Source organism: Janthinobacterium sp. PAMC25594, assembly GCF_019443505.1.
Taxonomy (GTDB): domain Bacteria; phylum Pseudomonadota; class Gammaproteobacteria; order Burkholderiales; family Burkholderiaceae_D; genus Janthinobacterium.
In genome coordinates this window covers 1,917,282-1,940,487 of the sequence record NZ_CP080377.1, presented here as the reverse complement: position 1 = coordinate 1,940,487, position 23,206 = coordinate 1,917,282, and the positions used below count along the sequence as shown (strand labels likewise).

Sequence of the window (23,206 nt, the reverse complement as noted above, 5' to 3'; positions counted from 1 at the left end):
CCGCATGTTTGATCTGAACTTTTTGCTGTCCGGCGACTACCGTGACTGGCTGGTCTCCGGCCTGCTGCTGTCCCTGCAACTGATGGGCATCACCTTGTTGCTGGCTTTGCCGCTGGCGTGCGGCGTGGCCATGCTGCGCCTCGCGCCGTCGCGCCTGCTCAACGGCCTGGGCGCCGCGTACGTCGAGCTGATCCGCAACGTGCCCTTGCTGGCCCACTTCCTGTTCTGGTATTTCGGCGCGCCCGAATTGCTGCCCGAGACGTGGAAGGAGCGCTTGTATGCCGGCAATATCGAAGCGGCCAGCGCCATCGCGGCCTTGACTTTATACACGGCCGCCTACATGGCGGAAGATATCCGCAGCGGCATCCGCGCCATTCCCGCACAGCAATTCGAGGCGGGCCGGGCGCTGGGCTTCAGCTTTCTCGCCACCATGCGCCTGTGCATCGTGCCGCAGGCGCTGCGGCTGGCCGCGCCGCCGCTGCTGTCGCAAACCCTGACCCTGTGGCAAAACACCAGCATCGCCACCGTCATCGGCGTGGCCGAGCTGATGTACCAGACGCAACGCGTGGAAGCGGCCTCGTTCCGCAGCGTCGAGGCGTTCGTCTTCGCCAGCGCGGCTTACCTGGCCGTCTCGCTGCTGATCGCCGGCCTGGCGGCCGTGCTGCAAAGGAAGGTGTCCTGATGCTGGAACTCCTCCACGATTACTGGCTGTATTTTCTTGTGGGCCGCTATCCCGAGGGACCGCTGGGCGGCCTGGCGCTGACGGTCGTGCTGGCCAGCCTGGCGCTGGTGCTCAGCCTGCCGTTCGGCTTGCTGCTGGGGCTGGCGCGCCTGAGTCCCTGGCGCCTGCTGCGCTGGCCCGTCGCCGCGCTGATCCACGTGGTGCGGGGCATCCCCTTGCTGCTCGTCATCTTCTGGGCGTATTTCTTCCTGCCCAGCATCACCGGGCATGAGAGCGGGCAATTCGGCACCATGCTGGCGGCCCTCGTCATCTTCGACGGCATTTATCTGGCCGAGATCGTGCGCGCCGGCGTGCAAGCCGTGCCCACGGGCCAGGTGGAGGCGGCCCGTTCGCTGGGCTTGAACTATCTGGACAGCATGCGCTCAGTGGTGCTGCCGCAGGCGCTGCGCCATATGCTGCCGTCCTTGGTGAACCAGTTCGTCTCGACCATCAAGGAAACCTCGCTCGGTTATATCATCGGCCTGGCCGAGGTGTCGTTCATCGCCTCGCAAGTCAATGGCCTGGTGTTGACCAAGCCCGTGCAAGTGTATGCCCTGCTGGGCATGACGTATTTTGTTTTGTGTTTCAGCCTGTCGCGCGCCGCCTTCTGGCTCGAGCGGCGCCAGGCGCGTCTTTTGAAAGCGGCAGCATGATCACCTTTGACAACGTCAACAAATACTATGGCGACTATCACGCCTTGAGCGATATCAATGAACACGTCGCCAAGGGTGAAGTGCTGGTCGTGTGCGGCCCGTCCGGCTCCGGCAAGTCGACCCTGATCCGCACCATCAACCGCCTGGAGGCAATCGCTTCCGGCCGCATCACGGTGGCCGGCCAGGATATTTATGCGCCGGGGCTGGACGTGAATGCCTTCCGCTCGCACATCGGTTTTGTATTCCAGCAATTCAACCTGTTTCCCCATTTGTCGGTGCTGGACAATTGTGCGCTGGCGCCGCAGCGCTTGCGCGGCCTGACCCGGCGCGAAGCCGAGGAGCGGGCGCTGGCCCTGCTGGAACGGGTGGGGCTGGCGCACAAGGCGCGCGCCATGCCGGCGGCCTTGTCGGGCGGCCAGCAGCAGCGCGTGGCGATCGCCCGCGCGCTGGCCATGCAGCCGCCGCTGATGCTGTTCGACGAACCGACCAGCGCACTGGACCCGGAAATGGTGGGCGAGGTGCTGCAAGTGATGCGCGACCTGGCGCAGGGCGGCATGACGATGGTGTGCGTGACGCACGAGATGGGTTTTGCGCGCGAAGTGGCGGACCGTGTCTGGTTCATGGATCACGGCCACGTGCTGGAGCGGGCCACGCCCGAGGATTTCTTTGCGCGGCCGCAACATGCGCGCGCACAACAATTCCTGTCCGATATACGCAGCCCGTTTGGCGTATCCGCATGATTGAGCACATGAGTGGGCGTGAGTGAGCGGCTGTGTGCGTAATCGAACGGTGTTTCGCGGTGCTCAGGCGCACGCTGGAACGGTGGCGCACGGTGCGCCCGCAGCCGACCAGGAGGGCCGTATCATGTCACGCATCATCGCAGGTCATTTTCAGTTGCAGGAACAGATAGACGCCGCGCGCGCCGCCCTGAACCAGGCGGGTTTTTCCGACAGCCGCATCAGCGCCTTCTTTGTCAACCAGCCGGGGCAGCACGACTTGCACGCGCTCGGCGGCGACCGCGACATCTCGCCCGGCGCCAAAGAGACGCCGGAAGGCGTGGTGGAAGGCGTGGCCGTCGGGGCCGCCGTGGGTGCGGGCATCGGCGCGGCCACCACCCTGGCGACGGGGCCGCTCGGTCCCGTCGTCGGCGCGCTGGTGGGCGCCCACGTGGGCTCGCTCTACAGTTTCAATAAAATGAAGGAGGCGGGCGAGTCCGAAAAACATGGCGAAAACAATGGCGAAAACCGCCGCCAGCCACGCCATCCTGGCATGCTGATCGCCGTCGCGCTGGGCGGCCTCGACGAGCGCGAACGGGCGCTCGAGGCGCTGCACCGGCTGGGCGCCGAGCATATCGAGGAAGCGGAAGGCACGATCGCCAATGGCGACTGGCATGATTTCGACCCGCTCAGCATTCCCGTGCTGGTGGCGTGAACCGGCGCGCCAGCCGCGCAACATGCATAAATGCCGCGCTGCATGAAATTTTAGGTATGATCCTTGTTAGTATTGGTAATTATTGGTAATCAATGCCGACAGGGATAGTTTCCGCGCGCCCGTAGTGACACTGGACCAAGGTGACTGCCTGTAGTACTTGCCTCGCATGCTAACGAGTATGAATAGGAGGTCGCGTCATGACACAGGCATGGTTCATTCTGACACGGGCCGATGGGCGCGACATCTGCGCGCCCTCGCCGGCACAGCTGGCCGATGCGCTGGCCGAGGTCTACCGCGGCGCCACACCGGACGGCAGCCCGGCCGCCGTCTTGTTGCGCTTTGGCTACGACGACGGCTTGATGTATCAGGTCGAGGTCGCTAGCGGAGGCGAAGTCACTTTCGAGGAATGGTCGGACCGCGATTGCGAAATCGCCCTGGCCAGTCCGCGCCACATGTCGGCCCTGCCGCAGGGCGACGCGCTGCAACTGTGGCAGTGGCTGGCGCAGCGCCAGGTGGCGAAGATCCGCAGCCAGCCCTGGCAGGGCGGCTAGCCCGCCGTTCTCAACAGGCCCTAGTGTGCCATCAGCACGGGGATGGTCATGCTCTGCAAAATCGTGCGCGTGACGCCGCCCAGGATGGTTTCGCGCAGGCGCGAATGGCCATACGCTCCCATCACCAGCAAGTCGGCCGACAGGTCGGCGGCGTGCGACAGCAGCGCCTCGCCGATATCGCCGCGCCGCACGCCGCCGCCATCGAGCAGATGCAGCCGCGCTTCCACGCCGTGGCGCGCCAGGTAGTGCGTCAGCTCGGCGCCCGGCTGTTCGCCGTGTTCGGCGGCATGCACCTGGGCATCGAAGATGGCGACGTGGACTTGTCCGGCGCGCTGCAGCAGAGGCAGGGCGGCGCTCACGGCGCGGCTCGCTTCCTTGCTGGCGTTCCAGGAAATGAGCACATTGCGCGCGGCCGCCGGCGGCGCCAGCAGGGGCAGCGGCGGCGCATATGGCACGATCAGCACGGGGCGGCCAGAATGCAGCAGCACATAGGCGGGAAAGTCGCGCATCACGGACGGCGATTTATCCTTGGCATTGTATTGGCTGATGACGACCAGGTCCGCATAGCGGGCCAGCAGGCTGATGCCGCCCGCCGCCTCGTCGTCAAGCACGCGCTGTTCGAACGAGGCGACGCCGGCCGCGCGCACCTGCGCCTCGAAACCGTCGAGAGCGCGCGTCGCCCGTTCGCGCAGGAAGTTCAAATGCAAGCTCAGGTTCGGGTCGGCATCGAGGTCGGGCTGGTTCTGGTACAGCAGGCGCGACACGCCCGTCAGCGCCACGCCCGTCAGGTGGCCGCCGCATGCCTGGGCGATGCTGGCTGCCGCTTCGATGCGGGCGGCGCGCCCGGCGCTGTCGTCGATGTGGAGCAATACGGTTTTATATGTCATGGCCTGTCCTCTCGCTGTGCGGTAGCTGCCATTCTGGCACAGTCCGGGGTGCCGGGCGCGCACGACTGCATCAGGCTGAGCACTTGATCTGGCGCAAAGCCGACAAGAAAAACTGCTCCTACACTTGATCCCACGCAGAACAACCATAACAAGCGGGGAGAGACAGCGATGAAGGAACAAAAGGTAGCACTGGTCACGGGCGGCATGGGCGGCCTGGGCACGGCCTTGTGCCGCCGCCTGCATGCGGCGGGCTTTGCCGTCGTGGCGGCGCATACGCCGGGCAATGCGCGCGTGGCCAGCTGGCTCGACGAGCAACAGGCGCAGCAGTATTATTTTCACCCGCTGGCCATCGATGTGAGCGATTTCGCTGCCTGCAGCGAAGCTGTGGCAAGCGTGCTGGCGCAGTTCGGCCGCATCGACGTGCTGGTCAACAACGCCGGCATCACGCGCGACCAGAGCATGCGCAAGATGGAATTGCCGCACTGGGCCGAGGTCATGCGCACCAATCTCGACAGCCTGTTCAACATGAGCAAGCAGGTGCTGGAACCCATGCTGGAAAAGAAATGGGGCCGCATCATCAATATCTCGTCCGTGAATGGCCAGAAGGGCGCGTTTGGCCAGTGCAACTATGCGGCCGCCAAGGCGGGCGTGCATGGCTTCAGCAAGGCGCTGGCGCTGGAAGTGGCGCGCCACGGCATCACCGTCAACACGGTCTCGCCCGGCTACCTGCGCACGCAGATGGTGACGGCCGTGCCGGCCGATATCCTGGAAACGAAGATCCTGCCGCAGATTCCCCTGGGCCGCCTGGGCGAGCCGGACGAGGTAGCGGCCCTGGTGGCTTACCTGGCGTCCGACGAGGCGGCGTTCGTCACGGGCGCGAACATCGCCATCAATGGCGGACAGCACATGAGCTAACCAAGGTACAGCTGGACACTTGAAGCAGGGCAATGGCAGTAGAGGAGACCCGTCCACCCAGCCGGCACGCACGATGCTGGCGGAGGACGACAGGCAACATGGTAGTCACGCTGGAAAACAGGGGGCAGGGCAGCGATGCCTTGCCCTTTGTTGTTGCGCCGCCGTCATGCTCGCGTCATGCCACGCCGCGCCGGGCTTTTTCCAGCCGCGTCTGGCAATCGATGCACAGGCGCGCTTCGGGGCGCGCGTTCAGGCGCGACAGGCCGATGGCTTCGCCACAGTTGTCGCACAGGCCGTAGCTGCCATCGGCAAACTTGGCCAGCGCGTGCCGGATGATGGCCAGCTGCGCCAGATTGTGTTCGGCCGCTTCGCTGACGAGGGCGTTCAAGGTGCGCACGCTGGCGTTGTCGGCCGGCGAGGCTTCGATTTCATTGAGCAGCGAGGCGCGCGCATCGGCTTCGGCCGACTCGTTCTCGATCTGTTCCTGCAGCGCCAGTTTGCGTTGCTCCAGCACGCCTTGCAGGCGTTGCAGCTGGTCTTGCGGCAATCCATTCATGGTTGTCACCCGGTAGAGGTTACTTCCATTATGGTAGTCCAAGATTGGCCACTCTGCTTGCGCTACTACCCGCGCCGCGTTTGATGCGGCGCAGGCAGGCATGGGCCGTTCTATGCTGGCTCCTTCAGGCAGTTGACCATCCAGGCGACGCCGAACTGGTCTTTCAGCATGCCGAAGCGCTTGGCCCAGAACGTTTCTTCCAGCGGCATCTGGATGTTGCCGTCACGCGCCAGCGCGTCGAAGGCCCGTTCCGCTTCCTCCGGCGTGTCGAGGGTCAGGCAGACCGAGCTGCCGCTCATGCCCTTGGCGCCATCTTCCTGGCAGCCACCGTCCGAGCCCATCAGCATGGTGGGGCCCAACTGCACGGAGCCGTGCATGATCTTGTCGTACCAGTCTTCCTTGACCTGCTGCTGGCCCGGCGAGCCGCGAAACGGCATCAGGCACAGGTCCGTGCCATGCAGGTGCTGACGGTAGTATTCCAGCGCTTGCGCGCAATTTCCATTGAATTGCAAATACGGTTCGATACGCATATTGGCCTCCTCTGGTGCTCCCGCGGGCACGCATTGCCATGCGGGGACGTCCCAGTATAGGCGCTCGCCGGCCAAATTCAATCAGTCCGGCGCCATCTCTTGCAGCCGCTCACGCACCTTGCCCAGGGTGCTGAGGATGCGCTCGGGATTGCGGGCGAGGACGGCGCTGCCCAAGTGCAACAAGCTCGTCGCCAGGCTGATCCAGTGCCGCACGTCGTCGTTGCGGGCGATGCGCAGGCGCACCGTGTCGAGCAGGCCGCTGAGCTGGCGCTGCGCCGTTTCCAGGCCGGCGACCGTATGCCCGGCGGCATCGGCATACAGCTGGTTGGCTTGCTGGCGCAAGGCCACTTCCAGGGCGAAGACGGCTTGCGCCTGACTGTGGCTGATACCGTTTTCTCCCTGGCTGGCGCGCTTGCGGATGGCGCGCATGACGGCGCCATGCAGGGTGACGGCCGCCTGCGACAGGCTGTCGGCCAGTTGCTCGACGCGCATGGCGCTGCTCAGAGCCGCTTCGCGGCGTTCGCTGCCTACCGATCCGTCCATCTTGCCTCCGTGGTGGTGAGGGTGGCAGCGAGCTGGGCGTGTTCACGCCCCAGTGCCGCCAGTTGCCGGCGCGCCAGGGTATGGCGCAATCCAAGCAGCCGATATTCCTCGGTTTTGCTTTGTTGCATGTTTTTCGCCAGCACGGCCAGCAGGCGCTGTTGCGGCGTGTCGGCATAGGCGATTTCCACGTCCAGCAAGCCGAGCACCATGTCGCGCTCATTGTCGCCGCTCTTGTCGTACAGCGCCAGCAAGCTGTCGAGCGCGGCCAGCAGGGCTTGCAGCGGCGCATCGCCGTCGTGCAGTACCTGCGCCAGGTGCGCCTGCTGGCTGGCCGCGCCGCCCAGGCGTGAGAGTTGCTGCAGCAGCAAGGTGTAGGCGCTGACATGCCGGTCATCGATGCCGCTGCCCGGCCAGGCGCGGATGGCGACGCCGGCACTGGCCAGTTCGGGCTGCACGTCGTATGCATCGGCTTGCGCCAGCCGGCCCAGCGCTTGCAGGTACAGGCGCACGGCTTGCGCCAGGCGCGCGACGTCCGCTCGCGCGGCACGGCGCTGGGCATCGAGCAGGCGTTCGCGCGCGTCTTCGGCCGGCGACAGATAGGGGCGCGCGCGCTGGTAGCTGTCCACGTGGCGCTGCGCCAGTTCGCTGAAGGCGTTCAAGGCATCGCTGCCGGCGGCCAGGGCGCGCACCTGCGCCAGGTCGGTGCGTGGAGTGGCGCAGCCGCACAGCACGGCAGCCAGGAAGAGGCTCAGGTACAGGTTCAGGCCAAGGGCGCGGCCATGGCGGGCGGGCAGGGCGGACACGTCACCTCTCGACAGGAAGTACTGTATGGAAAGGTATTGTCGTGCCGGCCTGTGCTGTCCGCCTTGTGCGGGCGCAAGCGTGCTGCGATCAGGCGCCCGTCAATTGCTCGCGCCAGCCCAGTCCGGCCACGGTGTCGCCCTTGGGACGGTATTCGCAGCCGACCCAGCCTGCGTAGCCGACCTGGTCGAGCAGCTTGAACAGATGGCGGTAGTTGATTTCGCCCGTGCCCGGTTCGTGGCGGCCCGGCGTGTCGGCGATCTGGATGTGGCGGATCAGGGGCAGCAGGGCGCGGATGGTGTTGCTCAGTTCACCCTCCATGCGCTGCATGTGATAAATGTCGTATTGCAGGAAGATATTGCTGCGCTGGCAGTCGGCGATGATGTCGGCCGCCTGCTGGCTATGGTTCAAAAAGTAACCGGGCATGTCGTAGCGGTTGATGGGCTCGATCAGCACGTGGATGCCGTGCGGACGGCAGGCGTCGGCCGCATATTGCAGGTTGCCGATCAGGCTTTGCCGCGCCCGTTCCAGGCTCATGCCGGGTGGCACGATGCCGGACATGCAATGCAGCTGTTTTGCGCCCAGCGCCAGCGCGTAGTTGAGCGCCAGTTGCACGTTGCCGCGGAATTCTTCGCCCCGGCGCGGATCGCAGGCGATGCCCCGTTCGCCGTGTTCCCAGTTGCCGGGCGGAAAATTGAAGACGGCCAGCTGCAGATCGTGGCGTTCCAGCCGCATGGCGATCTGGCGCGCCTCGACGACATAGGGAAACAGGAATTCGACGGCATCGAAGCCCGCTTCCCTGGCGGCGGCAAAGCGGTCGAGGAAGGGCAGTTCGGTAAACATCATGCTGAGGTTGGCAGCGAAGTTCGGCATGGCGGCACGCAGGTGAGGGTGATGGACACTATCCTAGCCCAAATCGGCAAAAAGGTGGCGTGCATGAAAAATGCGCCCGCCAACTAGGTTGGGGAGCGCATCTCAAGAAAGACAAACGGGGTCTGAAAGCGTAGCGAGCGGGAGTGATATTGCGTCGAGTAGCGCAGCCGTACTGGAGTACGGCGAGCAACGCAAACGCAATAGCGCCCCGCGCAGTAGCTTTCAGGCCGCGTTTTAGCGGCCGCGGCCGCCGGAGCGGTGATTCGCTGCCGAACGCGGCGCATTGCCGGAACGGTTGCCGCCGCCGCCACCGCCGCCCGCCGGGCCGGCGCTGCGTGGCTTGGCGCCGCTGCCGCCGGTTTTCACGCGCACCACGGCGCCCGCTGGCGCGCGGCTGTTGTTGCGGTGACCGCCGGTGCCGCTGCGCAATTGCACAGGCTGGGCGCGGGCGTTCAGGTCCGGCTCGAAGCCTTCGATGACTTCGCGCGGCAGCGTTTGCTTGATCAGCTTTTCGATGTCTTTCAACATTTCGTGCTCATCCACGCAGACCAGCGACACGGCTTCGCCCTTGGCGCCGGCACGACCCGTACGGCCGATACGGTGCACATAGTCTTCCGGGATGTTCGGCAAGTCGTAGTTGACGACGTGCGGCAACTGGTCGATATCGATGCCGCGCGCGGCGATGTCGGTGGCGACCAGTACTTGCAGGGTGCCATCCTTGAACTCGGACAGCGCGCGCGTGCGCGCCGACTGGCTCTTGTTGCCGTGGATGGCCAGGGCGCCAATGCCGTCCGCGCCCAGTTGCTCGACCAGTTTATTCGCGCCATGCTTGGTGCGCGTAAATACCAGTACTTGCGTCCAGTTGTTCGACTTGATCAGGTAGGACAGCATCGGGTGCTTCTTGTCGCGGTCGACCGGATGGATCTTTTGCTGGATCACTTCCACGGTCGAATTGCGGCGCGCTACTTCGATCATGGCTGGCTTGTTCAGCAAGCCGTCGGCCAGGGCCTTGATCTCTTCCGAGAACGTGGCCGAGAACAGCAGGTTCTGGCGTTTCGGCGGCAGCACGGCCAGCACTTTCTTGATGTCGCGGATGAAGCCCATGTCGAGCATGCGGTCGGCTTCGTCGAGAATCAGGATTTCCACTTTCGACAGGTCAACCGTGCCCTGGCCCATGTGGTCCAGCAGGCGGCCCGGCGTGGCGACGAGCACGTCGACGCCGTGTTTGAGCTGCTTGATTTGCGGGTTGATGCCGACGCCGCCGAAGATCACGGTCGAGTTCAGCTTGGTGTATTTGCCGTAGGTGCGCACGCTTTCCTCGACCTGCGCGGCGAGTTCGCGCGTCGGTGCCAGGATCAGCGCGCGGATCGGGCGCGTCGACGTGTTGCTGGTGATGGCTGCGCCATTCGCGTCAGTCGACAGGCGGTGCAGCAAGGGCAGGGTGAAGCCGGCCGTCTTGCCGGTACCGGTTTGTGCGCCGGCCAGCAAATCGCCGCCAGCCAGCACGGCGGGAATCGCCTGCGTCTGGATGGGGGTCGGCACGGTGTAGCCGTGTTCGGTAACGGCACGTACGATAGCGTCGGACAATCCGAGGGAGGAAAAGGACATGGTAACTTTATTGTGAGATCGGCCTGTCGCCATCGGGGGGCGCCAGTCGCAGGCAATCAGATTAGGGGTCGAAAGACAGCGGCAAGGGGACTGGTCATATGTGCCGCACACGCGAAGTATAACAGCATGGCAAAAAAGCGCCGGGTTTGTTTCAGGTACGCAATGCCACAGGTAAAGGAAATGCGTGGCTAGGGCGCGCTCCGGATTGGCGTTATTCACTACTATTGCCTGTAGCACTCCATGCGCGGGACTCACCGTGGCGCCGGGGTGTTCATTCCTGGAGGAATATCATGCGTATCGCCGATCTTCGCATCGCCACCCGCCTGTATGGCGGTTTCGGCACCATCGTCCTGTTGCTGGCCGCCCTGGTCACCGTCGCCACGCTGAATGTCTCGCGGCTGGCCGACGCCAATGCCATCAATACCCACACTTACCAGGTGCTCGCTGAAAACAGCGCGCTCCTGGAAAGCCTGATCAACGTGGAAACGGGCCAGCGCGGCTACGTGATCACGGGCGCGGAGGCGTCGCTGGAACCGTACAAGGCGGGGCAGGCCGCGTTTGGCACGCACCTTGCAGCTGCGCGCGGCTTGACCAGCGATAACCCTGCCCAGCAGGAGCGCCTGACGAAGCTCGATGCTGCCAAGCAAGCCTGGTTGGCTGGTGCGCTCGATCCCGTGATTGCTTTGCGGCGCGCCGTGGCGCAGGGCACGGCGGCCATCGAGCCCGTGCTGGCGCTGGAGAAGGAAGGCCGGGGCAAGCAGGGCATGGATGCCATGCGGGCACTGCTGGGCGAGATCGGCCAGGCGGAAACGGTGCTGCTGGCCCGGCGCTCGGAAGCGGCGGCGGCCTTGCAGGCGCGCACGCACTGGACCTTGCTGGGCGGCGGCGCGGCGGCGCTGATCCTGGCCGCCCTGATCGCCTGGTGGCTCGCCCACAACATTTCCGGCCCGCTGCGCGCGGCGATCGACGTGGCCAGGCAGGTGGCGCACGGCGACTTGACGGTGCAGGTGGACGTGCGCTCGAAGGATGAGACGGGCGAGCTGATGCAGGCATTGAAAGACATGACGGCCAACCTGCTGCGCATCGTCACCGAAGTGCGCGGCGGCACGCAGGCCATCGCCACGGCCTCGCGCCAGATTGCCTCGGGCAATATCGACCTGTCCGCGCGCACGGAACAGCAGGCCAGTTCGCTGGAAGAGACGGCGTCCTCGATGGAGGAACTGACCAGCACGGTACAGCGCAATGCGCAGAATGCCAGCGAGGCCAACGGCCTGGCGGCGTCGGCCTCCGCCGTGGCCGGCAAGGGCGGCGCAGTGGTGGCGCAAGTGGTCGACACCATGGGTTCGATCAACGACTCGTCGCGCAAGATCGTCGACATCATCGGCGTGATCGACGGCATCGCCTTCCAGACGAATATCCTGGCCCTGAATGCGGCCGTGGAGGCGGCCCGGGCGGGCGAGCAGGGGCGCGGCTTCGCCGTCGTCGCCACGGAAGTGCGTAATCTGGCCCAAAGATCGGCTGGCGCAGCGAAGGAAATCAAGGCCCTCATCAACGACTCGGTGGCGCAGGTGGAGAGCGGCGCGCGCCTGGTTGACGAGGCGGGCCACACCATGCGCGAAATCGTCGACAGCGTGCACAAGGTCAGCAGCATTGTCGGACAGATCTCGGCCGCCAGCGACGAGCAGCGGGCCGGCATCGAGCAAGTCAACCAGGCGATCGGCGAAATGGACCAGGTGACCCAGCAAAACGCCGCGCTGGTGGAAGAGGCTGCCGCAGCGGCGGAATCCATGCAGGAGCAGGCCGCCCGGCTGGCCGATGCGGTGAGCGTGTTCAGGACCGCGCAGGTGGATGCCGCGCCGCCCGCGCCGCGCCGCAAGGAAGCCCGCCCCGTTGCGCGCTTGCTCGCGCGCACGCCCGCTAAGGCGCCCCGTCCCGTCCCCAAGGTCTTGCCGGCCAAGGCGCAGGCAGGCGAGGGAAAGCGCCTCGCCAAACATGACGAATGGGAAGAGTTCTAGCCAGGGCTATCGCCTACGGTGCCTGCAGGCCTAGTCGTCGATCTCCCCGACAGCGTAATCGACGCCCTGGTCGTCGAGCCATGCGCGCACGGCGGCCAGGCCGTGCCACGGGTCCGGGCGCAGGTGCTGGCACACATACAGGCCGGCGTCCGTCAGCCTCGCTTCGGTGTCGGGCATGGCGCCGCCGGGGGGGCGCGGCGCCTGCGGCCGTGCCGCCAGCAGCTGCGCGATGTGCTGGCGCTGCTCCTGCGTCAGGCTGGCCGCAATCCTGAATTCAAATCCCATGTTTTCTCCTGGTGTTGTATTGCCCGATGCGCTCAATCGGAATCATCGAAAAAATTGTATATAGCTTGGCAATCTTTCCGTTTTTGTTTTCAAAGTGTCTCGTCCATACTGCATGGCACCGGCCCCGCATACACCGCGTGGGAAAAGGGCGGAAATAGAAGCCAAGCCGCACAAAAACTGCGGGCTCCGAACGATCATACCCTGATCATGATCGGGCACCAGTTCAACGCCAGCGAAGGCCATGTTCATCGATGTATCGTCCAGCAACGGATTCAGGAGAACCAGCATGAGCGCAAGCACGATCTTACTCAATGGCCGTTTCCACACGGTCGACCGAACGCGGCCGCTGGCGTCCGCCGTTGCCATCGCCGATGGCACATTCCTCGCCGTGGGCGACGTGGAAGACGTGATGCGCCATCGTGGTCCCGCCACGCAGTTGATTGACCTGGCTGGCCGCACGGTCATTCCCGGCCTGAACGACTCGCACCTGCACCTGATCCGGGGCGGCTTGAACTACAACCTGGAATTGCGCTGGGAAGGCGTGCCCTCGCTGGCCGATGCCTTGCGCCTGCTGAAAGAACAGGCGCTGCGCACGCCGAATCCGCAATGGGTGCGCGTGGTGGGCGGCTGGACGGAGTTCCAGTTCGCGGAAAAACGCATGCCGACGCTCGATGAAATCAACGCGGCCGCGCCCGATACCCCCGTCTTCATCCTGCACCTGTACGACCGCGCGCTGCTCAACCGCGCCGCCCTGCGCGCCGTCGGCTACGATAAAAATACGCCGAACCCGCCCGGCGGCGAAATCGTGCGCGATGCCGCCGGCAACCCCACCGGCTTGCTGATCGCCCGGCCGAACGCCATGCTCTTGTATGCGACCCTGGCGCGAGGCCCGAATCTGCCGCTCGACTTGCAAGTCAATTCCACGCGCCAGTTCATGCGCGAACTGAACCGGCTCGGCATCACCAGCGCCATCGACGCGGGCGGCGGCTTCCAGAACTATCCCGAGGATTACGCCGTCGTCGATGAGCTGGCGCAAAAAGAGCAGCTGACCATCCGCATCGCCTACAACCTGTTCACGCAAAACAAGGGCGCGGAACTGCAGGACTTCCAGAAGTGGACCGGCATGCTGAAACCGGGCGACGGCACGGATTACTATCGGCATAACGGCGCCGGCGAAATGCTGGTGTTTTCCGCCGCCGACTTCGAGGATTTCCTCGAGCCGCGCCCGGAGCTGGCGGCCGGCATGGAGGATGAACTGGAAAAGGTCGTGCGCCACCTGGTCGAGCAACGCTGGCCGTTCCGCCTGCACGCCACCTATGACGAATCGATCAGCCGCATGCTCGACGTGTTTGAAAAGGTCAACCGCGACACGCCGTTCGCCGGCTTGCACTGGCTGTTCGACCACGCGGAAACCATCAGTCCGAAAAATATCGACCGCGTCAGGGCGCTGGGCGGCGGCATCGCCATCCAGCACCGCATGGCTTTCCAGGGCGAATATTTTGTCGAGCGTTATGGTGCCGATGCAGCCAAGGCCACGCCGCCCGTGCAGCGCATGCTGGACGCGGGCGTACCGGTCGGCGGCGGCACGGATGCCACCAGGGTGGCCAGCTACAACCCGTGGACGGCGCTGTACTGGCTGGTGTCGGGACGCACCGTGGGCGGCCTGGCCCTGACGGAGGCGGCGGGTAGATTGTCGCGCGACACGGCACTGGAGTTGTGGACGGCGGGCAGCGCCTGGTTTTCCAGCGAGCAAGGCAAGAAGGGGCGCATACGCGAGGGCATGCTGGCCGATCTTGCCGTGTTGTCGGCCGATTATTTCGCCGTGCCGGAAGAGGCGATCAAGTCCATCGACTCCGTGCTGACCATGGTGGGTGGCAAGATCGTCTACGGCCAGGGGCCATTTTCCGCCCTGGCGCCGCCCCCGATTCCCGTGCTGCCCGAGTGGTCGCCCGTGCGCGCGGTGCCCGGCCATTACCGTCCCGCGGCCAGGCCGGCGCAAGCCTTGCTGCCGCACCAGTGCGCGGGCGCCTGCGGCGTGCACGCCCACGCCCACGACCGGGCACGCAAGTCGGCCGTGCCGATCAGCGACTTTTCCGGCTTCTGGGGCACGCTGGGCTGCAGCTGCTTCGCCTTCTAGCCGATGGCCATGCCTTATTTGGAAATGCGCAGGATGGCCGAGGCGAGCCGCGTGAAACAGGGGCTCAGGTCGCTTTCGGTGGCCGCATAGCAGTACAGGCCCATGGGTTCGGCCGGCTTGCGGCAACGCGTAGGCGCATCGCTCGTGTTGGCCAAACAGCGCAGCAAGTCTGCGCCTAGTTCATTATCCGGCCCCTCCGGTGCGATCAGCGATGGACCCATGCCCAGGGTGAAGACGAAAATGCCTTCCTGGCGTGCCTTGGCCGCTATCGCTTCGGGCAGGTTGCGCGAAGCGCGATGTACATTGGTCCATCGTTGCTGCTGCGTGGACACCGAACTGGTCACAACGCGCGGCGTGTTGGTCACGATGGGGAACTCCTGCAGCGCTATATCGTTGGCTTGGGGCGCCGGATTGTTGGCGTTGTACCAGGGGGGCAGGGTGCTAATCGCGCTAGCGGCGCAGTTGGTGGGATCCATCAGCGTACTCGCCGCCCATTTTTCGTACAGGCCAAACAACTGCGGCTGACTGTTGCTTTGCAGTTTGTCCACAGTCGCGAGCCCACCCGCCGTGCAGTTGCTTGACATGGCGGGGAAGAAATAGGAGGAAAACGCGGATGGCGAGCCATCGGAGAAAAATACGATGACACGCAGGCTCGAGCGGTTGATCTGGCCGATGTCTTTCAGCTGCTTGCGCGCCTGCCACATGCCTTCGGCCGAATTGGTGCCGCCAGAAAAAACAAAATTGCTAATTTTTGCCGTGGTGGTGGTGCGGTCAAATCCGCGGTTGAGTAGCTTGATGGGAAGGTCGATTTGCGCCTCGGAGGCGAAATGCAAGAGGCCAACCCGATCCACGGTGGAATTGAATTTATTCAGAAAGGAAATGCCTGCCGCCCGTACGGCAGTGGCATTGCCAGACAGCGAACCCGAGGTATCCATCACCAGCACCATGTCCAGGTCCTTGCGGATGGTTTGCGCGGCGGCTGCCACGTTCAGGGTCTTGAAGCCGAGTATGCCCATCAGCGAGACGGGCATCGAGGCGGTGGCGGAGACGTCGATGGTGACGGTGCCCTTGTCGAAGGTCACACCGACGGGGTTGAGTACGGGCGTGGAGAGCAGGAATTTGTCGGGATAGTTGATGTCAAAAAATTCCTTGGCCGATTGGCGCGCGTTGGCCGCCTGCGCCGCCTGCGTATCACCCTGGGTCACGCCGCGCGCCGCCGCCAGGCTGGCCGAATCGACTGCCGCGTTGAGCTTGGCCTTGACGAAATAGCCGAGCGCCGAATCGATGGCCAGGCCCGCCGAGGCGATCAGGACGACGGCCGACAGCGCCACCATGATCAGCACTTGCCCGTTTTGTTTCTTGTGTGGAATGCGCATCAAAATACCGTCATCGAATAAAGGTTGGGGCCGAGGACAGGCGTCGTGCTGTTGCCGATTTTCAATGTGCCAAACAGCATGTCGAAATTATAGAAAGTCTCCACGGCATAAATCAGTTCGCCATCGGACAGCTGGCCCGACATCAGTGACACTGCGGGAGCACTGTCGGCCTGGGCGATATTGGTGCACGTGCCATTGCTCCAGCTACCGCATTGCCACACCTGGCTGGCAGGAAGGTAGCCACTCACCTTCGCGCCGGCGTCCCAGCGGTACTGTTCCAGCACGATATTGCGCAAGCCGCTTTTCGCCGTGTAGCCCATGATCTTGGTAATGTAGATCATGCCGCGCTTGTTCATGTCCAGCGGCGGCGTGCTGGCGGCCAGCGCATTCATGATGGTCTGGCTCGATCCGTTCAGGTCGGTCGTCGAGCGCGAGGCCAGGTTGGCACCTTCGCGGCTGATGTTGAGCAGGATGATCTTGGCCTGGATGGCGCGCGACAGGTCGACCACCATGAACAGCAGCAGGGCCAGCAGTGGCAGCACGATGGCAAATTCCACGGCGGCGATGCCGCGCGCGGCACGCCGCGAAAGAGAGTGGGAACGCATCATAGGCCGCCAAAACTTTCATTGCGCATGGTGGCGGCCACCACGTAGGGCGCCTTGCCGTCCTTGTAGAAGGCGGCCATCATCGGCGTGGCGAATGTCCAGTTGTATGCGACGGAGATGACGACGATATCGCCCGCGTTGCCGAACATGCCGGCACTGGTGCCGCTGACGCCGTTCACCGTGATGACGGGATTGACCTTGTCGTAGATGCCCATCGAACTGGCTTTCATTTTTTGAATGACGGCCTGGTAGCGCTGCTGGTTGCTGCTGGCGGGATCGAGATCGCTGTTGCCCGTCACGGCATAGCGCGCCCCCTCACGCACCGCATGCTGCATGGTGAGATTGGCGAAATATGCCATGCTCAGTTCGATGATGCCTATCATGAACAGCAGGAAGACCGGTGCGATGATGGCGAACTCGACGATGGCGGAGCCGCATTGCCTGAATTTGCCTTGCGGGGACCGGAAGGGTGTGGCCTGGTTGAGCATCATGTCTGGTATCCGTATCAAGGCTCGCGCCGGCATCGGTGTGATGGCGGGCCTGTTGCCCATGGGGCACTCTTCATTGTATCTCGCTTCGAGTGCGCAAGGGTGGCACCAAAGTGCATATAAATCAAGTTTCTTGTAATAAATGTAGTTAATTGATTACTCCATACCCCTGAGTAACGTTCCTGAGAGTAAGATGCGGAGGCTTAATAAATTAAAGAATAATCAACCATTGTCCTGGTGATCCAGCCGATGGTGTTTTTGAAAAGTGAATAAATCAGCATGCTGCAACAGCAACAACTGCAAGAGGAACCAAATGCCGATACGGCATTGCCAATGGTCGATCATGCAGATTTGATCATGATCTCTGGCATGCGCCTGCTGCTGTCGGTGACGGCGTTATTAACGCTGATCATCAACCCGGGCAAGCTGGGTGTGCCGAATCAGCTGGCCTGGTTGATCCTGTGTTCATACGTTCTGCATAGCGCAGTGCTGTTTGTTTTTCTTTATTTCAAGCATCCGGTAGTGCATGGCAAGGTGATATGCTGGCTCGACGTGCTGTGGTGCGGCCTGATCGTGTATGGTACCGGCGGCGCCGAAAGCTATTTTTTCCCTTTCTTTTTCTTCGTTATCCTGGCGGCGTCGTTTCAGCGCGGACTCGATGAAGGCGCGCGCATCACGCTTGCCTCCTGTGTTCTGCTGGTGCTGGCATCGGTGGCATCGACCCCCGAGCTGATCATTTCGCACCTGTTGCTGCGCACCACCTTTGTCATGGCGCTCGGCTACATGATTGCGTACTGGGGCGGCCTGGGGCTGTTGCAGAAGCGCCGCCTGGCGTTGTTGCGCGAGGTCAGCCAGCAATCGAATCCCCGCTTTGGCGTCGACCACACGGTGGCGTCGGTCTTGCAGAAAGCGCGTGCCTTTTTTGACGCCAGCAGCTGTATCCTCGTCATGCGCGAGGGCGATGGGGCGCAGTGGCAGTTGCGTACGGCGCTCGAAGAGAGAGGCGGACATGCTGGGCGTGTCAGCCAGCTGAGCGAAGCCGCGGTGGCGCCGCTGATGGTGTTCGATGCCAGCCAGAGCGTGCTGTACGCGCCGTCGTTGCGCGCGCGCCTGGGACTGGCGAGCGTGCTCACGGGAGTCGAACGCGGCAGTGCGAAGTGGCAGCGGCTCGATGCGCATGGGCCGCAGGGCACGGCGCTGGCCGAACTGCTCGATGCGCGCTCCTTCATCAGCGTGCCCCTGCCTTTGCATAAGGGACTGGGCCGCATCTACGTGATCTCCGCGAAGAACCGGCTGACCCGGGCCGACGCCAGATTCCTGCTGCATATCGTGGCGCAAGTGTTCCCCCTGATTGAAAACATCGCCATTCTCGACAAGCTGGCCTCCGGCGCGGCGTACCGCGAGCGGCAAAAGATTGCGCGCGACTTGCACGATTCGACCATCCAGCCGTATATCGGCCTGCGCCATGGCTTGAGCGCCTTGCGCGCCAAGGTGGCCGCCGACAGCCCCTTGCTGGCCGATCTCGATCAGCTGATCGACATGAGTGGCCAGGTGATTGGCGACCTGCGCCGGATGGCGCAGACGGTGCGCGGCGGCGCGGAGCGGGAACAGGTGACCTTGCTGGTGGCGTTGCGGCGCCAGGCGGAGCAGCTCAAGAAGTTTTTTGGCATCACGATCGAGATCGTCTCGGACAGCGCGTTTGATCTCAGCGACCGGCTGGCAGCCGAAGTATTCCAGATCGTCAATGAAGGCATGAGCAATATCCGCAAGCACACCACCGCCCGCGAGGGCCGCGTGACACTCGTCTGCGATGCGCATGCCTTGTCGATATCGATAGAGAATGCCGGCGAAACGTCGTCCCGCGTCGAGTTCATGCCTGCCTCCATTGCTGAACGCGCCATGGCGCTGGGCGGTCGGGTGCAGGTCAGCCAGGGCGCTGATGGCGCCACCACCGTGCATATTGAAATTCCAGTCTGACGGCAAGAGCGTCACGGCTGCCCTGTTAAAGGCCATCGTATGTCAAGTCTGCATCCCATCCGCGTCATGCTGGTTGATGATCATAAAACCATGTTGTGGGGACTGGAAAAACTGCTGGAAGAGGCGCAACCGGCGATGCAGGTGGTCGCCAGTACCAGCACGATAGGCGGCGCGCTGGAGCTTGCCGAGAGCTTGCGCCCCGATATTGTCGTGCTGGACGTGGACCTCGCCGGCGTGTGTTCCGTCGATTTCATCCCCGCGCTGTTGGCCAATGGCGTCACGCGGGCGGTGATGTTCAGCGGCACGCGCGACCAGGAGGTGCTGGGCCGCGCCGTGCGCAGCGGCGCGCGCGGCGTGATCGGCAAGGAGGCGGCGGCGGAGCAGGTGATCGATACCATTGCCAGGGTACATCGGGGCGAATTGTGCCTGGACCAGGCCTTGCTGGGCAGTCTGCTGGGAGCGCTGATCAAGCCGGTGCCCATGCCGGCGCCGCCCGATCCCGAAATGGCGCGCATTGCCCTGCTGACCCTCAAGGAACGCAAGATTGTCGCCATGATGGTCGAAGGCAATGGGGCACTCAACAAGACCATCGCGCAGCGCGCTTTCATTTCCGAGCAAACCTTGCGCAATCACTTGACGTCGATTTACAACAAACTGGACGTTGCCAACCGGCTGGAATTGTATGTCTACGCGGTGAAAAACGGGCTGGCGGCGCCCCAGGAATGCTGATGTCAGTACAAATGTACTGATGTCATGTAGGAAAAAAGGCTCTTTTGTACCGGCAACAAAATGACTTTTGTCTGATTAGTATCAATGTGTCTTTCCATACAATACCGTTATCAGCAATCGGTGATCGTCGCTGAGTTAGCCAGATTGAAAATGCGAACGGTGACAGGAGCTGGAAATGCGCTTGAACGATGGTGGGACGGGTGAGCTTGCGTATTTCTTGCAAGATCAAAGTGGTAACTCATTTTTCGAACACGCTTTGCTGCTGTCGCTGATGGCCGTGGTGTTCCTGCTTGCGCTGCTGGCCATATGCAAGGGTTCATAAGTGATCGATTTACTGCTTGCATCAGCAGTCCTACATGACGTTGTTAACACTTACTCTGAATGGATTAATCATGAATTTCATCAAAAATTTTATCGCTGAAGAAGATGGCGTTACCGCAATCGAATACGGCCTGATCGCTGCGCTGATCGCTGCCGTGATCGTTGCGTCCGTGACCTCGATCGGCACTAACATCGCAGGCGTATTTACCAAAATTGCCGCCAAGATTACCGCAACCTAAGCATATCCATCAGGGCAAGCCGCACGCCAAGCGTGTACTTGCCACTGTGATGGCCCGGATCATCTTGCATGGCGCCGGGCCATTTTTTTTTGTACCGAGTCCTTGTCCTTCCTGTGCCGGATAATTCATGTACACCGATCTTTTCCTGAGCTGGTTGCCGGCAGTCCTGCTGGCCGTTCTGCTGCTGCTGGCCGTGTATCACGACGTGCGCAGCCGCCGCATTCCGAACCGCCTGGTGTTGGCCGGTGCGCTGGCCGGACTCTTGCTCAATACGCTGTTGCCGCCCGGTGCAGGACTGTTGACGGCCGCGCCCGGCGCGCTCGGCTTCTGGCCGGCGCTGGGTGGCCTGGCCCTGGGCCTGGCGCTGCTGATGCCGATGTACGCGATCAAGGCGCTGGGCGCCGGCGACGTGAAACTGATGGCGATGGTGGGCGCTTTTGTCGGTCCGCACAGCGTCTTCTTTTGCTTGCTGGCCAGCCTGCTCGCGGGCGGCGTGCTGGCGCTGGCCGTGGCGGCGTTCCACGGCACGCTGCGCCAGGTTGCGAGCAACAGCTATTACCTGGTATTGAATAGCCTGATGCGCGCCATCGCTACGCAACGGCCCGATATCGATGCGCCTGCCAAGCCCAGCGGCCAGTTGCCCTATGCCATCGCCATCGCCAGCGGCACCTCGCTCTACCTGCTGCTGGCCGCCAGCGGCCAGCTGGGAAGGTTCGCATAATCCATGGCGTCTTCTGTACCTGTGCCCATGCCTGCTGATCTGCTTGCCGCGCCAGCGGCCCAGCGTGCCCCGCGCACCGTCGAAGAGACGGGCTTGCCCTTCTTTTTCCTGGTCGAATTGCTGGTGAAGGTGCTGTTCCAGCGGGGACAGCTGCACCTGCCCGAGCTGGCCAGCTACGTCAAGCTGGGCCTGGGCGTGATCGATCCCGTCATGGTCTTCATGCGGCAGGAAAAAATGTGCGAAGTCATGCGCCGCGGCGCCAGCGGCACGGATGCCGACATCCACTACCAGTTGACGGACAGCGGCCGCCAGCGCGCCCTCGAGTGCCTGGCGCGCAATGCCTATGCGGGTCCATGCCCCGTGCCGCTGGCCGCCTACAACGCGCAGGTGGCGGCGCAAAGCGTGGCCAACATGCATGTCACGCGCCCGCAGGTACAGGCCAGCTTCGACGGCGTGGTCGTCAATCCTGCCGTGCTCGACCAGTTGGGCGCGGCCATGAATTCCGGGCGCGCCATTTTCATCTACGGCGCCGCCGGCAGCGGCAAGACGTATCTGGCCGAACGCCTGCAAGACTTGCTGCAAGGGGCCATTGCCCTGCCTTACGCCATCATGGTCGATGGCGAAGTCGTGCCCTTTTATGATCCGGTGCTGCATCTGCCGGCGGCGCAGCAGCCTGAAGCGCCGGCCGGTATCGAGCGCGCCGTGCAGCTCGACGCGCGCTGGGTACGCGGCGTGCGCCGTCCGGCCGTGCTCACCGGCGGTGAGCTGACCCTGGAAATGCTGGACCTGCGCTTCGACAGCGTGACGCGTTTGTACCGCGCGCCGCCGCATCTGAAGGCCAACAACGGTATCTTCATCATCGACGACCTGGGGCGCCAGCGCTGTTCGCCGCTGGAACTGATGAACCGCTGGATCGTGCCGATGGACCGCGCCATCGATTACCTGTCGCTGCACAACGGCCACACCTTCCAGGTGCCGTTCGACGTGGTGGTGGTGTTTTCCTCGAATTTCCTGCCCGAGCGCCTGTCGGATGCGGCCTTCCTGCGCCGCTTGGGCTACAAGATCGAAGTGCCGGCGCTCAGCGCGGCGCATTACGAAACCGTCTTTCGCCAGACCTGTGCCGCCTACGGCATGGAGTTCGACGCGGCCGCCTTTGCCTTCCTGCTGCAGCGCCATGCGCGCGGCGCGACGCCCTTGCTGGCCTGCTATCCGCGCGACCTGCTGCGCCAGGTACGCGACCTGGCCCGCTACGAGGGCACGGCGGCGCAACTGAACGAGCAGGTGCTGGACTGGGCCTGGAACAATTATTTTGCCGGCGCGAATCAGCGCCAGGGCGCCGATGACATGGCCGTGCAAGAGCGGCGTGAACCGAAATCAAGCTGAAGTCAGAGGAAAAACGATGCGAAATACCCGTGCTTTACTCATGTTGCTGCTGGCCTTGGTGCTGGCTGGTGCCGCCGTGCTGACGGCGGCGATCTGGATGGGCGGCCAGAGTACGCCGTCGAACCAGAAGATCGTCGTGGCCCTGGTCGATATCGGCGTGGGTACGAAGATCACTCCGCTCATGTTGCGCAGCATGGACTGGCCCGCCGGCGCGCAGCCGCCCGGTGCCTTTGCCGACAGCAAGGCGCTCGACGGGCGCATTACGCGCACGGCCATCAGCCTGGGTGAACCGGTGCTGGAAAGCAAACTTGCACCGCCGGGCACGAGCGGTGGCCTGTCGTCCATCGTGGCAGACGGCAAGCGCGCCATGACCGTACGCGTCAACGATGTGGTGGGGGTGGCGGGCTTTGCCTTGCCTGGCAACTTTGTCGACATCCTCGTCAATACCCAGGACGACCGCGCCAAGGCCAGCGGTGGCGCCGAACTGGCCATTTCCAAGATCGTGCTCGAACGCATCCTGGTGCTGGCCGTGGCGCAGGAATCGAACCGCGACGACAACAAGCCCAAGGTGGTCAATGCGGTGACCCTGGAATTGACGCCGGACCAGGTGGAAAAGCTCGACCTGGCGCGCAGCGTGGGTACCTTGTCGCTGGTGCTGCGCAACCAGATCGATCCGGCGCCCGTCAACACGGGCGGCGCCACCAAGGAATCGCTGCTGGGTCTCAAGCCGCTGGTGCCGGTCGCCGCGCCGCGCGCGGCTGCGCCAGCGCCAGCGCGGCAGGCGCCGCGTGCTCCCGCGCCACCGGCCGAGAGCGTCAAAGTGATCACGGGCATGGACACGCGTGTCCAGCAATTTTAAAA

Annotated in this window: 27 protein-coding genes; 15 read left to right on the top strand and 12 right to left on the bottom strand. The window is 63.6% G+C overall.

What is annotated here, in order from left to right; translation table 11 throughout:
• Positions 1-4: 4 nt before the first annotated feature.
• The 5 genes from KY494_RS08565 (at position 5) to KY494_RS08545 (ending at position 3,356) form a co-directional block, all read left to right on the top strand.
• Complete coding sequence (locus KY494_RS08565; protein ID WP_219890621.1) at positions 5-682, top strand: amino acid ABC transporter permease; 678 nt, start codon at positions 5-7, stop codon at positions 680-682.
• Complete coding sequence (locus KY494_RS08560) at positions 682-1,374, top strand: amino acid ABC transporter permease (RefSeq protein WP_219890620.1); 693 nt, start codon at positions 682-684, stop codon at positions 1,372-1,374. The genes KY494_RS08565 and KY494_RS08560 overlap by 1 nt, the downstream gene beginning before the upstream one ends.
• Positions 1,371-2,114, top strand: a complete 744-nt coding sequence (locus KY494_RS08555; protein WP_219890619.1) for an amino acid ABC transporter ATP-binding protein — start codon at positions 1,371-1,373, stop codon at positions 2,112-2,114. The genes KY494_RS08560 and KY494_RS08555 overlap by 4 nt, the downstream gene beginning before the upstream one ends.
• Before the next feature lie 124 nt (positions 2,115-2,238).
• Complete coding sequence (locus tag KY494_RS08550) at positions 2,239-2,805, top strand: glycine zipper domain-containing protein (protein WP_219135664.1); 567 nt, start codon at positions 2,239-2,241, stop codon at positions 2,803-2,805.
• A 197-nt stretch (positions 2,806-3,002) separates the two neighbouring features.
• Positions 3,003-3,356, top strand: coding sequence for a hypothetical protein (locus tag KY494_RS08545; protein WP_071078622.1), 354 nt, complete (start codon positions 3,003-3,005; stop codon positions 3,354-3,356).
• A 20-nt stretch (positions 3,357-3,376) separates the two neighbouring features.
• Here the strand turns inward: KY494_RS08545 and KY494_RS08540 are convergent, their stop codons facing one another.
• Positions 3,377-4,243 (bottom strand): universal stress protein, encoded by an 867-nt coding sequence (locus tag KY494_RS08540; protein WP_219890618.1) that lies wholly within the window; start codon positions 4,241-4,243, stop codon positions 3,377-3,379.
• A gap of 168 nt (positions 4,244-4,411) precedes the next feature.
• Here KY494_RS08540 and phbB point away from each other — a divergent pair, with 168 nt between their 5' ends.
• A complete protein-coding gene (gene phbB, locus KY494_RS08535; protein ID WP_219890617.1) occupies positions 4,412-5,158 on the top strand; it encodes an acetoacetyl-CoA reductase in 747 nt (248 codons plus the stop codon).
• Positions 5,159-5,333: 175 nt separating this feature from the next.
• Here phbB and KY494_RS08530 read toward each other — a convergent pair whose 3' ends face one another.
• From KY494_RS08530 to KY494_RS08505, 6 genes are all read right to left on the bottom strand, one after another.
• Positions 5,334-5,714, bottom strand: coding sequence for a TraR/DksA family transcriptional regulator (locus KY494_RS08530; protein ID WP_219890616.1), 381 nt, complete (start codon positions 5,712-5,714; stop codon positions 5,334-5,336).
• Positions 5,715-5,824: 110 nt separating this feature from the next.
• Positions 5,825-6,244, bottom strand: coding sequence for a VOC family protein (locus KY494_RS08525; RefSeq protein ID WP_219135660.1), 420 nt, complete (start codon positions 6,242-6,244; stop codon positions 5,825-5,827).
• Positions 6,245-6,325: 81 nt separating this feature from the next.
• The gene (locus KY494_RS08520) at positions 6,326-6,787 is read right to left on the bottom strand and encodes a hypothetical protein (RefSeq protein WP_219890615.1); all 462 of its coding nucleotides are present in this window, start codon (positions 6,785-6,787) and stop codon (positions 6,326-6,328) included.
• Positions 6,772-7,590 carry a hypothetical protein gene (locus tag KY494_RS08515; RefSeq protein ID WP_219890614.1) on the bottom strand — a complete coding sequence of 273 codons (819 nt, stop codon included), beginning with the start codon at positions 7,588-7,590 and terminating at the stop codon, positions 6,772-6,774. The genes KY494_RS08520 and KY494_RS08515 overlap by 16 nt, the downstream gene beginning before the upstream one ends.
• 88 nt (positions 7,591-7,678) lie before the next feature.
• Positions 7,679-8,461, bottom strand: coding sequence for a 2-oxo-tetronate isomerase (gene otnI / locus KY494_RS08510; RefSeq protein ID WP_219890613.1), 783 nt, complete (start codon positions 8,459-8,461; stop codon positions 7,679-7,681).
• Between the two features lie 234 nt (positions 8,462-8,695).
• Positions 8,696-10,069 carry a DEAD/DEAH box helicase gene (locus tag KY494_RS08505; RefSeq protein WP_219135656.1) on the bottom strand — a complete coding sequence of 458 codons (1,374 nt, stop codon included), beginning with the start codon at positions 10,067-10,069 and terminating at the stop codon, positions 8,696-8,698.
• A gap of 290 nt (positions 10,070-10,359) precedes the next feature.
• Here KY494_RS08505 and KY494_RS08500 point away from each other — a divergent pair, with 290 nt between their 5' ends.
• The gene (locus KY494_RS08500; RefSeq protein ID WP_219890612.1) at positions 10,360-12,084 is read left to right on the top strand and encodes a methyl-accepting chemotaxis protein; all 1,725 of its coding nucleotides are present in this window, start codon (positions 10,360-10,362) and stop codon (positions 12,082-12,084) included.
• A gap of 30 nt (positions 12,085-12,114) precedes the next feature.
• On the opposite strand, the gene KY494_RS08495 is transcribed toward KY494_RS08500, so the two are convergent.
• Positions 12,115-12,369: a hypothetical protein gene (locus KY494_RS08495; RefSeq protein WP_219890611.1), complete on the bottom strand. Its 255-nt coding sequence runs from the start codon at positions 12,367-12,369 to the stop codon at positions 12,115-12,117.
• 42 nt (positions 12,370-12,411) lie between these two features.
• On the bottom strand, positions 12,412-12,681 hold the full coding sequence (locus KY494_RS08490; protein WP_219890610.1) for a hypothetical protein: 270 nt from the start codon (positions 12,679-12,681) through the stop codon (positions 12,412-12,414).
• On the opposite strand from KY494_RS08490, the gene KY494_RS08485 reads away from it, so the two are divergent.
• Positions 12,656-14,506, top strand: a complete 1,851-nt coding sequence (locus tag KY494_RS08485) for an amidohydrolase (protein WP_219890609.1) — start codon at positions 12,656-12,658, stop codon at positions 14,504-14,506. The two genes, KY494_RS08490 and KY494_RS08485, sit on opposite strands and share 26 nt — an antisense overlap.
• 14 nt (positions 14,507-14,520) lie before the next feature.
• Here KY494_RS08485 and KY494_RS08480 read toward each other — a convergent pair whose 3' ends face one another.
• From KY494_RS08480 to KY494_RS08470, 3 genes are read right to left on the bottom strand one after another with little or no spacing between them, the layout of a single operon-like run.
• Positions 14,521-15,882, bottom strand: coding sequence for a VWA domain-containing protein (locus KY494_RS08480; RefSeq protein WP_219890608.1), 1,362 nt, complete (start codon positions 15,880-15,882; stop codon positions 14,521-14,523).
• A complete protein-coding gene (locus KY494_RS08475; protein WP_219890607.1) occupies positions 15,882-16,490 on the bottom strand; it encodes a TadE/TadG family type IV pilus assembly protein in 609 nt (202 codons plus the stop codon). The genes KY494_RS08480 and KY494_RS08475 overlap by 1 nt, the downstream gene beginning before the upstream one ends.
• Positions 16,487-16,978, bottom strand: coding sequence for a TadE/TadG family type IV pilus assembly protein (locus KY494_RS08470; protein WP_258194749.1), 492 nt, complete (start codon positions 16,976-16,978; stop codon positions 16,487-16,489). Before KY494_RS08470 ends, KY494_RS08475 begins: the two co-directional genes overlap by 4 nt.
• A 354-nt stretch (positions 16,979-17,332) precedes the next feature.
• Between KY494_RS08470 and KY494_RS08465 the strand changes: the two genes are divergently transcribed.
• The 7 genes from KY494_RS08465 to cpaB all read left to right on the top strand — a co-directional run bounded on the left by KY494_RS08465 (position 17,333) and on the right by cpaB (position 23,204).
• The gene (locus KY494_RS08465; RefSeq protein ID WP_219890606.1) at positions 17,333-18,952 is read left to right on the top strand and encodes a sensor histidine kinase; all 1,620 of its coding nucleotides are present in this window, start codon (positions 17,333-17,335) and stop codon (positions 18,950-18,952) included.
• 39 nt (positions 18,953-18,991) lie between these two features.
• On the top strand, positions 18,992-19,681 hold the full coding sequence (locus KY494_RS08460; protein WP_258194748.1) for a response regulator transcription factor: 690 nt from the start codon (positions 18,992-18,994) through the stop codon (positions 19,679-19,681).
• Between the two features lie 175 nt (positions 19,682-19,856).
• Positions 19,857-20,003, top strand: a complete 147-nt coding sequence (locus tag KY494_RS08455) for a hypothetical protein (protein WP_165829357.1) — start codon at positions 19,857-19,859, stop codon at positions 20,001-20,003.
• Between the two features lie 70 nt (positions 20,004-20,073).
• On the top strand, positions 20,074-20,241 hold the full coding sequence (locus tag KY494_RS08450; RefSeq protein ID WP_219890605.1) for a Flp family type IVb pilin: 168 nt from the start codon (positions 20,074-20,076) through the stop codon (positions 20,239-20,241).
• Between the two features lie 127 nt (positions 20,242-20,368).
• Positions 20,369-20,962 (top strand): prepilin peptidase, encoded by a 594-nt coding sequence (locus KY494_RS08445; protein WP_258194747.1) that lies wholly within the window; start codon positions 20,369-20,371, stop codon positions 20,960-20,962.
• A 3-nt stretch (positions 20,963-20,965) separates the two neighbouring features.
• A complete protein-coding gene (locus tag KY494_RS08440) occupies positions 20,966-22,345 on the top strand; it encodes an ATP-binding protein (protein WP_258194746.1) in 1,380 nt (459 codons plus the stop codon).
• Positions 22,346-22,361: 16 nt separating this feature from the next.
• Positions 22,362-23,204 (top strand): Flp pilus assembly protein CpaB, encoded by an 843-nt coding sequence (cpaB, locus tag KY494_RS08435; RefSeq protein ID WP_071078605.1) that lies wholly within the window; start codon positions 22,362-22,364, stop codon positions 23,202-23,204.
• Positions 23,205-23,206 lie beyond the last annotated feature (2 nt).